Here is a 9,508-nt window from a genome sequence, read left to right on the forward strand (position 1 = left end):
AGACGGGCTGGTTGGGCTGAGTAGTCCCCGACCGACGCCAGAACGGCACCGCCTCACACCCTCCCCCACGTCCCCCGGTCCCGGGCCATCGCGTGCAGTGCCTCCACGTCCGCCGGTTTCAGTACGCCTCCCAAGCGGGACAGGCTTTCGATGTCCGGGGCGCGCAGGACCCGGACGTCGCGCGGGGGTACCGGTATCGACACCTCGCCGGGGTCGACCAGGGCGAGTACGGGGCGGACCTCCGCGGTGAGGGCGTGGGACGCGCGGTCGGCGGCCGTGCGGGCCCGGCGGAGGAGGGGGAGCGGGTCGCGGCGGCCCAGGGTGACCATCGGGTCGGTGACGAGGACGCGGTGGCGGCGGGCGTTCACCGTGTGGACGGCGAAGAGGCCGCCGGGGCCGATCACCAGGTGGTGGATGCGGTCGCCGCCGGGCAGGGGGACGGAGTGCAGGGTGTGCCAGCCCGTGCCGTCCAGCCGGTCCAGTGCCTCGCCGACCGTCTGCTCGGCCGCGAGGGCGCGGCGGCGCGGGTCGGGGCGCAGGCGGTGCGGCGGGGCGGGGTCGCGGTCGAGGGCGACGAGGAGCGCCTCGCCGGGGCGGTTGGGCGCCAGGTCGTCGTCCGGGTGGAGGGTGAGACGGGCCATCTCGGCCGGGGAGGGGACCGGTGGCGGTCCCACCGTGACCGGGCCGGTCAGGAAGGGGCCCAGGGCCCGGAGCACGTCCTCCTCGTGGTCCTCGCTGAGCAGGTTGACCCGGCCCGCCTCACGGTCGTACCAGGCGATGTTGCCGCCGTCCCTGCCGCAGACGTACAGCCGTTCCTGTCCGTGCCGCCAGGTCGGCACGACGCGCAGTCCGCTCATCCGCCATCACCCCTCGACCATGGGAACAGGCGGGGTGCTCCCCGGGCAATAACCCCGTTACCGTTGACAGCGGTGGGGGACGGAGTGGGGGAGGCGCCGTTGCGTACCCGCAGGAGACAACCCGACGTACCGGCTCCGGGTACCCCGTGGAGCGAGATAGTGCCGGGCCTGTGGATGGGCGGCCACGAGTTCCGGGGCCCGGCGGGGCAGCTGGAGTTCGCCGTCGTGCGGGACGAGTTCGATCTCGTACAGACGCTGCTTCGGCTTCCGGGGCATGGGCCGGAGCCGGGCGTCGAGCATCATGTGTGGCCGATTCCCGACGGTCCGCTGGACGGTACGCAGCTCGCCGGGGTGATGCGGCTGGCCCGGGCGGCGAACGAGGCGCTGGACGCGGGCCGCAAGGTCCTCGTCCGCTGTTACCACGGGTACAACCGATCGGGCCTGGTCGTGGCGCATGCGCTGATGCGCCGGGGGCACGGCGCCGAGGACGCGATACGGATCGTCCGCGGCCGGCGCTCCCCCTGGGCGCTGCACAACGAGCTGTTCGTCGAGTACCTGCGCACGGGCCTGACCACCGCTCGCCTCCTGGAGGAGTTGGCCGAATAAGGTGTGCTGGGCCGCCGCGCGGCCCGCTTGACCGAAAGATTCCGGCCACAGGAGCACCGTGCCCCGCACCCGCCCGACCCGCACCGCCCGCGCAGCCTGCGCCGTCGCCCTGGTGGCGCTGGCCGCGGCCGGCTGCGGTGACACGGGCGGTCTGCGCGCCGCCGGGTCCACCCCGGCGGCGGTCGGCCCCGACCGGCTCTGGCCCGACCTGCGCCCGGCGTCCAGGCCGGCCTGGCCCTACGACGAGGGCAGCACGGAGACCGTGAAGGGCGTCACCGTGCCCGGCGACGACGTCCACCGGGTCGACCCGGTCGCCGTCGTCCGCGCGGAGACGGCGGCGCACCCGGACGACTACGGCCCCAAGGGGGCGTACCACGCCGCGGCGGTCCGGATGGACGACTGCGAGCGGGGCGGGGACGCACGGCGGTGCCCCGTGCTGAAGGCGTACTACCGCGACCTGACCGGGGACGGGCGCGACGACATGACGTTGGGGTTCCGGCTGTATCCGACGAACCAGACGGCCGTGCGGGTCTACACCGTCGAGCACCACAGGCTGGTGCAGGTGCTGGCCGACGACGACGCGATCATCGGGGTCGAGCTGGCCGGCCGGACCGTGATCGTCCGCTCCCCGGCCGGGATCACCGGCTACGAGTACCGCACCACCTGGGCGTGGGACCCGCACCAGCGCGCGATGGTCTTCTCCCGGGACGAGTTCCTGCGCACCGGCAGGCACGGCGCCGGACGGGGGCACAGGGCCCCCGCGCCCTCCCCGTCGCTGTCCCCCTCGGCGAGCCTGCGATGAGGGGCCCGCTGGCGGGGCTTCCGCGAGGGCTGCGGGTTCCACGGCCGAGGCTTCCGCGGCCGATACCTCCCCGGCCGAGGCTGCCGCGGTGGGCCGGGACGCTGGCCGTGAAGACGGCCGGGTTCATCGTGGTGATGTGCTGTGCGCTGGCCGCGCTGCTCGGCGTCCTGGTGCACGTCTCGGTGACCGACCAGACCGTCGGACAGGCCCGGCACCAGGCGCTGGACCGGCTGACCGAGGCGACCGCGGCGTTCCAGGCGGGCGACGCCCTGCCGCACGGCGCCGGCGTGGACCCCGCGGGGCTGCCCGCGGCGCTGCGGAAGCTGGCGGTGACCGGGGAGCGCGGCACGATGGTCGGCACGCACCACGGGCACCCCGCTATGTGGGCGGCGGGCCCCGTCGACGGCGGCCGGACGCTCGCGGTGGAGGTCGACTACTCGCAGCAGGCGGGCACCATAGCCGGCCTGGACCGGGCGATCCTGTGGTCGTCGGCCCTGGCCATCGGGGCGACGCTGCTGGTCGGCGCGTTCGCGGTGACCCGCGTGACGCGGCGGCTGCACGGCACGGCGCGGGTGGCCCGGCGGATCAGCGCCGGTGACCTGGACGCGCGCGTGAACGATCCGCTCGCGCAGGATCCGACCCGCCCCCAGGACGAGGTGGCCGCGGTCGCGGACGCTCTGGACTCCATGGCGTCGTCGCTGCAGAGCAAGCTGCTGAGCGAGCAGCGGTTCACCGCGGACGTCGCGCACGAGCTGCGCACCCCGCTGACCGGGCTGCACGCGGCGGCCGAACTGCTGCCGCCGGGGCGGCCGACGGAGCTGGTGCGCGACCGGGTGGCGGCGTTGCGCACCCTCACCGAGGACCTGCTGGAGATCTCCCGGCTGGACGCCGGCCGGGAGCGGCTGGAGCTGGACACGGAGGACCTGGGCGCGCTGGCGGAGCGGGTGGTACGGGCGTCGGGCACGGACACCGGGGTGCGGGTCGTACGCAACGCGCGCGTGGAGACCGACCGGCGGCGGCTGGAGCGGGTGCTGGGCAATCTCGTGGCCAACGCGCACAAGCACGGGCGTACGCCGGTGGAGCTGACCGTGGACGGGCCGGTGGTGACCGTACGGGACCACGGTGACGGCTATCCGGAGTACCTGCTGCTGCACGGCCCGCAGCGCTTCCGCACCGAGGGCGGCGCGAAGGGGCACGGGCTCGGGCTGACGATCGCGGTGGGCCAGGCGGAGGTGCTGGGTGCCCGGCTGACCTTCGCCGACTCCCCGGACGGCGGTGCGGTGGCGACCCTGACCCTGCGGTCCGACATCTCGCCGACGGAGGGATGAACAGGGCACATCCGATGTCACATTTAGGTAGGTTCCGGACATGACCAAGGCCGGAACCACCGTGGCGGCGGCACAGCCCCAGGCGCCCGCCGTACCCCTCCCCCGGCGCCGTGGCATCGAACTCGCCCTGATCGTGCTGGCCGTCCTGCTGTCCGTGTACGGCTACTGCGCCGTCGGTCTGGCCCGCTACGGCACCGTGCCGTCCGGTGCGGCCGGCTACGGAGCGGGGCTGGGCGTCCTCGCCCTGCTCGCGCACACGGCCGTCCGGGTGCGCGCCCCGTGCGCCGATCCGCTCCCGCTGCCGATCGGCGTGCTGCTCAACGGTCTGGGCCTGGTGCTGATCTACCGGCTCGACCTGGTGACACCGTACGACCGGGCGGCTCCGGCCCAGCTCGTGTGGTCGACGCTGGGCGTGGCCCTGTTCATCGTGGTCGTGCTGCTGCTGCGCGACCACCGGGTGCTGCAGCGCTACGCCTACGTGTGCGTGGCCGCCGCCCTCGTGCTGCTGACGCTGCCGGTTCTGTTCCCGGCGGTGAACGGCGCCCGCATCTGGATCCGGATCGCCGGATTCTCCATCCAGCCGGGCGAGTTCGCGAAGGTGCTGCTCGCGGTGTTCTTCGCCGCGTACCTGGCGGCCAACCGCACCGCGCTCGCCCACAGCGGCCGCCGCGTCGGGTGGCTGCTGCTGCCCACGGGCCGGGTCCTCGGCCCGATCGTCGCCATCTGGCTGCTGAGCGTCGGCGTCCTGGTCCTGGAGTGCGACCTGGGTACCTCGCTGCTGTTCTTCGCCCTGTTCGTGGTCCTGCTGTACGTCGCCACCGGCCGCACCGGCTGGATCGCGGTCGGCCTGCTGCTCGCGGTGCTCGGCGCGGTCGCGGTCGGCCGGCTGGAACCGCACGTGCACGGCCGGGTCGAGGACTGGCTGCACCCGTTCGCCACGATCGACGCCGGCCGGGGCCCGGGCCAGCTCGCGCAGTCGCTGTTCGCCTTCGCGGCGGGCGGGGTCGCCGGCACGGGCCTGGGTCTCGGCCATTCCACCCTGATCGGCTTCGCCACCAAGTCGGACTTCATCCTGGCCACGGCGGGCGAGGAACTCGGCCTGGCCGGCCTCTCCGCGATCTTCCTGCTCTACGGGCTCCTCGTGGAGCGCGGCTACCGGGCGGGCCTGGCGCTGCGCGACCCCTTCGGCCGTCTCCTCGCGGTCGGACTGGCCTCGCTGGTCGCGCTCCAGGTGTTCGTGATCGCGGGCGGGGTGACGGGTCTGATCCCGCTGACCGGCATGGCGATGCCGTTCCTGGCACAGGGCGGCTCGTCCGTGGTCACCAACTGGGCGATCGTCGCCCTGCTGATCCGGCTGAGCGACTCGGCCCGCCGGCAGTACGACGGGCGGGAGGCCCCGTGACGAAGCACATCCACCGCGCCGCCGCCTTCTGCGTCCTGCTGCTGGCGGCCCTGCTGGTGAACGCGGCCCGCGTCCAGGTCGTCCAGAGCCGGTCCTACGACGGCAACCCGGCCAACCGCCGCCCCTCGATCGCCCGTTACCAGCAGCCTCGCGGGAACATCCTGGTGGGCGGCGAGCCGGTGACCGGCTCGTGGGACAGCGGGGAGCAGCTGCGCTACGAACGCAGCTACCGGTACGGCCCGTTGTACGCCCCGGTCACCGGGTTCTCCTCGCAGCGGTACGGGACGACACTGCTGGAGCACACCGAGGACGCGGTGCTGTCCGGCACCGACCCGATGCTGTCCGCGCTGCCGCTGTGGAACGACGTCGCGCGGGCCCGGAACGCCGGCGGTGACGTGGTGACGACTCTGTCCCGGGACGCGCAGCAGGCGGCGTTCAAGGGCCTGGGTGCCCGCAAGGGCGCGGTGGCCGCGATCGAGCCGGCCACCGGCCGGGTGCTGGCGCTGGTGTCGACGCCGTCGTACGACCCGACCGAGTTGTCCGGGAACGGTGAGGCGGTGGCCTCGGCCTGGGCGCGGCTGGGCGACGACCCGGAGAAGCCGATGCTCAACCGGGCGGTGCGGCAGACGTATCCGCCGGGTTCCACCTTCAAGGTGGTGACCGCGGCGGCGGCCCTCGACGCGGGCGCGGTGCGGGACCTGGACCGGCGGACGCGCTCCCCCGACCCGTACACGCTGCCCGGCACCAGGACGAGGCTGACGAACGAGTCCGACGGCTGCCGGGACGCCTCGGTGCGGATGGCCTTCGAGTGGTCGTGCAACACGGTGTTCGCCAAACTGGGCGTGGACACGGGCGCCGAGCACATGCGGGCCACGGCGCAGGCCTTCGGGTTCAACGACCGGCACCTGAGGATCCCGTTCCCGGTCGCGCCGAGCACCTTCGACCCGGGCGTGGACCGGGCGCAGCTGGCGCTGTCCTCGATCGGGCAGTTCAACACCCGGGCCACACCGCTGCAGATGGCGATGGTCGCGGCGGCGGTCGCGAACGGCGGGCAGCTGCGGCCGCCGTACCTGGTGGAGCGGATCACCCGCAGGGGCGGTGAGACCGTGGCGGAGTACGGCCCCCGCCCGCCGCGCCTGGTGATGCGGCCGTCGACGGCCGCGCGGATGCGGGAGCTGATGACCGACGTGGTGCGGGAGGGGACCGGCGGCAACGCCGCGATCCGCGGTGCCACGGTCGGCGGCAAGACCGGCACCGCCCAGCACGGCATCGGCAACTCCGGTGTCCCGTACGCCTGGTTCGTCTCCTGGGCGCAGGCCGACGACGAACTGGAGCCCAAGGTCGCGGTGGCGGTGGTGGTGGAGGACGCCTCGGCCGACCGCGGTCACATCAGCGGCGGGGGTGACGCGGCGCCGATCGCGAAGGCGGTGATGGAGGCGGTTCTCGGTCGGTGAGACGGGGCCGGGCGGTCCGGCTCCGTACGCCTGCACGCCGACGGGACGCTCTTCCGGCTGCTGGGTCTAGCGGCGGCGGTTGATCGCCGTGAGGTCGATGTCGATGGGGAACGGGACGGTGAGCTTCAGCTTGTCGTGGTAGATGCCGGTGGGCACGTATGTCTTCGTCGGTGGGTCGAGCTCGTGGACATAGACGACGGGGAGGCCGTCCTCCTGCTCCACCCTCCAGAAGTGCCGGATACCCGCGGCGGCGTACTTGCGTGGCTTGGTCTCGCGGTCACGCGCCACTGAGTCCTCGGACACGACCTCGACGGCCAGGATGACGTCCTCCGGGAGGAGCCGGGTGTCCTTGGGGCCGGTGTCGGCTCCGGCGCGGACCACCAGGACGTCCGGCTCCGGCCGGCTGAATCGGTCGAGCGTGATCGTGAACTCTCGGTAGACATCGAACTCGTCCGGCGCCTGCTCAAGCAAGCTCATGTCGAGCAGCCGGATGGTAAGCATGTGGAAGGAGGTCTGCGGACTCACGAAGACGAGGCTCCCGTCGATCAGCTCCGTGTGCGGAGGAAGGTTGGGAAGCTCGTCCAGATCGTCGGCCGTCCAGCCGCCCGCCGGCGGACGGGGCCACTCGTAGTCCTCGTCCAGCCCGTAGTCACGCGCGGCGCTCATGATTACTCCCATGCGGCGGAGTCTGCCTGGCACAGCCAGCGTACCCGGGCGAATATGCCGATTCGTCCGTCAATCGAGTGATCGCCCGGTGAGGCGTTGCCCCTCCTCGATCGCCTCCCCCACCTCGGCCACCCGCTCCCGCTCCTCCGCCGCGAACCGCTCCGCGTCGAGCTGCTCGGCGATCTCCTCGTCCTGGGCCATCAGCAGGTCCAGGTTGGAGTCGCCCATCTCGAACACGCCCATGTCGACATAGGCCTGCTGCAGGCGCTTGCCCCACAGGCCGATGTCCTTGACGCAGGGCACGATGCGGCTGAAGAGCAGCTGGCGGAAGAGGCGGAGGAACTCGGACCGCTCGCTGAACTCCTCGGCCTCCGCCTTGGGTATGCCGAAGTTCTCCAGGACCTCGACACCCCGCAGGCGGTCGCGCATCAGATAGCAGCCCTCGACGACGAACTCCTCGCGCTCACGCAGTTCGGCGTCGGTGAGCTGCTTGTAGTAGTCCCGCAGGGCCATCCGCCCGAAGGCGACGTGCCGGGCCTCGTCCTGCATGACGTAGGCGAGTATCTGCTTGGGCAGGGGCTTGTCGGTGGTGTCCCGGATCATGCCGAAGGCGGCGAGCGCCAGGCCCTCGATCAGCACCTGCATGCCGAGGTAGGGCATGTCCCAGCGGGAGTCGCGGAGGGTGTCGCCGAGCAGGGACTGCAGGTTGTCGTTGATCGGGTAGAGCATCCCGATCTTCTCGTGCAGGAAGCGGCCGTAGATCTCGGCGTGCCGGGCCTCGTCCATGGTCTGGGTCGCGGAGTAGAACTTGGCGTCCAGGTCGGGGACGGACTCCACGATCCGTGCCGCGCAGATCATCGCGCCCTGCTCGCCGTGCAGGAACTGGCTGAACTGCCAGGAGGCGTAGTGCTGCCGCAGCTCGCCCTTGTCCTTGTCGGTCATCTTCGCCCAGTACGGCGTGCCGTACAGGGTCATCGCCTCCTCGGGGGTGCCGAGCGGGTCGTGGGGGTCGACCTCCAGGTCCCAGTCGATGCGCTTCTGCCCGTCCCACTGCTTGTCCTTGCCCTTCTGGTACAGGGCGAGCAGCCGGTCGCGGCCGTCGTCGTACTCCCAGCTGAAGCGGGCGGAACCGCTCGCCGGCACCTGCCACTGCGGGTCACCGGAGTCCATGGCGTAGAGGTCATAGGTCGACATACCCGCAGGCTCACACGTAGACGCCGAGTCAACAAGAGGTGCGCAGGGGATTGACGCCCTTGCTGACAGGCAGTCTCATAAGTGCCGCAGGGCACATGACTCCGGGCAACGAGGTGGGACAGCCATGACGACGGTGACGGAAGCCGAGGCGCTCGCGGGGCTGCGCGACGCGCTCGGCCTGCTCAAGGACCGGGAGCAGGTGGCCGAGCGGCTGCTCGCCTCTTCCGCCAGGCACTCCTTCGACCCGGACGAGGAACTGGACTGGGACGCGCCCTTCGAGGAGGGCAAGTGGTTCTGGCCGCCGGAGCTGGTGTCGCTGTACGGCACCCCGCTGTGGCGGCGGATGAGTGAGGAGCAGCGGATCCTGCTCTCCCAGCACGAAGCGGCGGCGCTGGCCTCGCTGGGCATCTGGTTCGAGATCATCCTGATGCAGTTGCTGGTCCGGCACATCTACGACAAGGCGGCGACGAGCGCGCACGTCCGGTACGCGCTGACCGAGATCGAGGACGAGTGCCGGCACTCCAAGATGTTCGCCCGGCTGATCTCCCGGGGCGACGCGCCCTGGTACCCGGTGAGCCGGGCCCACCAGAACCTGGGCCGCCTGTTCAAGACGGTCTCCACCACCCCCGGCTCGTTCACGGCGACGCTGCTCGGCGAGGAGATCCTGGACTGGATGCAGCGCCTGACGTTCCCCGACGAGCGGGTGCAGCCCCTGATCCGTGGTGTCACCCGCATCCACGTGGTCGAGGAGGCCCGCCACGTCCGCTACGCACGCGAGGAGCTCCGCCGCCAGATGGTGACCGCGCCGCGCTGGTCGCAGGAGTTCACCCGGGTCACCTCCGGCGAGTTCGCCCGCGTCTTCTCGGTCGCCTTCATCAACCCGGACGTGTACACCAACGTGGGCCTCGACAAGCGGGAGGCGATGGCCCAGGTGAAGGCCAGCGCCCACCGCCGGGAGGTCATGCAGACCGGAGCGAAGCGATTGACGGACTTCCTGGACGACATCGGGGTGCTGCGGGGGGTCGGCCGACGGCTGTGGAGGTCTTCGGGACTGCTCGCCTGAGACCGTCCCCGGCCGCGGCCCACCAGTCCACCGCCCCCCCCCCCACCCAGACCGATCGCACCAAACGGCTGACGGCCACGCGGCGGAGCCGCACATCGACACAGCCTGGACGACATCGGGGTGCTGCGGGGGGTCG

Annotated in this window: 9 protein-coding genes; 6 read left to right on the forward strand and 3 right to left on the reverse strand. The window is 72.2% G+C overall.

What is annotated here, in order from left to right; translation table 11 throughout:
- Positions 1–53 precede the first annotated feature (53 nt).
- Positions 54–857 carry a nuclease-related domain-containing protein gene (locus ACWC21_RS17740; protein ID WP_450882736.1) on the reverse strand — a complete coding sequence of 268 codons (804 nt, stop codon included), beginning with the start codon at positions 855–857 and terminating at the stop codon, positions 54–56.
- A gap of 99 nt (positions 858–956) precedes the next feature.
- Here ACWC21_RS17740 and ACWC21_RS17745 point away from each other — a divergent pair, with 99 nt between their 5' ends.
- The 5 genes from ACWC21_RS17745 (at position 957) to ACWC21_RS17765 (ending at position 6,449) form a co-directional block, all read left to right on the forward strand.
- A complete protein-coding gene (locus ACWC21_RS17745; RefSeq protein ID WP_450882973.1) occupies positions 957–1,463 on the forward strand; it encodes a protein-tyrosine phosphatase family protein in 507 nt (168 codons plus the stop codon).
- Between the two features lie 58 nt (positions 1,464–1,521).
- Positions 1,522–2,265 (forward strand): hypothetical protein, encoded by a 744-nt coding sequence (locus ACWC21_RS17750; protein WP_450882738.1) that lies wholly within the window; start codon positions 1,522–1,524, stop codon positions 2,263–2,265.
- Positions 2,266–2,399: 134 nt separating this feature from the next.
- The gene (locus ACWC21_RS17755; RefSeq protein ID WP_450882975.1) at positions 2,400–3,593 is read left to right on the forward strand and encodes an ATP-binding protein; all 1,194 of its coding nucleotides are present in this window, start codon (positions 2,400–2,402) and stop codon (positions 3,591–3,593) included.
- A gap of 40 nt (positions 3,594–3,633) precedes the next feature.
- Positions 3,634–4,995 (forward strand): FtsW/RodA/SpoVE family cell cycle protein, encoded by a 1,362-nt coding sequence (locus ACWC21_RS17760; protein ID WP_450882739.1) that lies wholly within the window; start codon positions 3,634–3,636, stop codon positions 4,993–4,995.
- Positions 4,992–6,449 carry a penicillin-binding transpeptidase domain-containing protein gene (locus ACWC21_RS17765; protein ID WP_450882741.1) on the forward strand — a complete coding sequence of 486 codons (1,458 nt, stop codon included), beginning with the start codon at positions 4,992–4,994 and terminating at the stop codon, positions 6,447–6,449. The genes ACWC21_RS17760 and ACWC21_RS17765 overlap by 4 nt, the downstream gene beginning before the upstream one ends.
- Positions 6,450–6,515: 66 nt before the next feature.
- Here the strand turns inward: ACWC21_RS17765 and ACWC21_RS17770 are convergent, their stop codons facing one another.
- Positions 6,516–7,115, reverse strand: a complete 600-nt coding sequence (locus ACWC21_RS17770) for a Uma2 family endonuclease (RefSeq protein ID WP_450882743.1) — start codon at positions 7,113–7,115, stop codon at positions 6,516–6,518.
- 69 nt (positions 7,116–7,184) lie between these two features.
- Entirely contained in the window at positions 7,185–8,309 is a 1,125-nt protein-coding gene (locus ACWC21_RS17775; RefSeq protein WP_450882745.1) for a ferritin-like domain-containing protein, read from the reverse strand.
- A gap of 124 nt (positions 8,310–8,433) precedes the next feature.
- Between ACWC21_RS17775 and ACWC21_RS17780 the strand changes: the two genes are divergently transcribed.
- Positions 8,434–9,372 (forward strand): AurF N-oxygenase family protein, encoded by a 939-nt coding sequence (locus ACWC21_RS17780; RefSeq protein ID WP_450882747.1) that lies wholly within the window; start codon positions 8,434–8,436, stop codon positions 9,370–9,372.
- Positions 9,373–9,508 lie beyond the last annotated feature (136 nt).

This window comes from Streptomyces sp. NPDC001348 (assembly GCF_053597535.1).

Bases quoted from the DNA above. Each gene is read 5' to 3' on its own strand.
- ACWC21_RS17740 (WP_450882736.1), bottom strand. From the start codon at position 857: ATGAGCGGACTGCGCGTCGTGCCGACCTGGCGGCACGGACAGGAACGG.
- ACWC21_RS17755 (WP_450882975.1), top strand. From the start codon at position 2,400: ATGTGCTGTGCGCTGGCCGCGCTGCTCGGCGTCCTGGTGCACGTCTCG.
- ACWC21_RS17760 (WP_450882739.1), top strand. From the start codon at position 3,634: ATGACCAAGGCCGGAACCACCGTGGCGGCGGCACAGCCCCAGGCGCCC.
- ACWC21_RS17770 (WP_450882743.1), bottom strand. From the start codon at position 7,115: ATGAGCGCCGCGCGTGACTACGGGCTGGACGAGGACTACGAGTGGCCC.
- ACWC21_RS17775 (WP_450882745.1), bottom strand. From the start codon at position 8,309: ATGTCGACCTATGACCTCTACGCCATGGACTCCGGTGACCCGCAGTGG.
- ACWC21_RS17780 (WP_450882747.1), top strand. From the start codon at position 8,434: ATGACGACGGTGACGGAAGCCGAGGCGCTCGCGGGGCTGCGCGACGCG.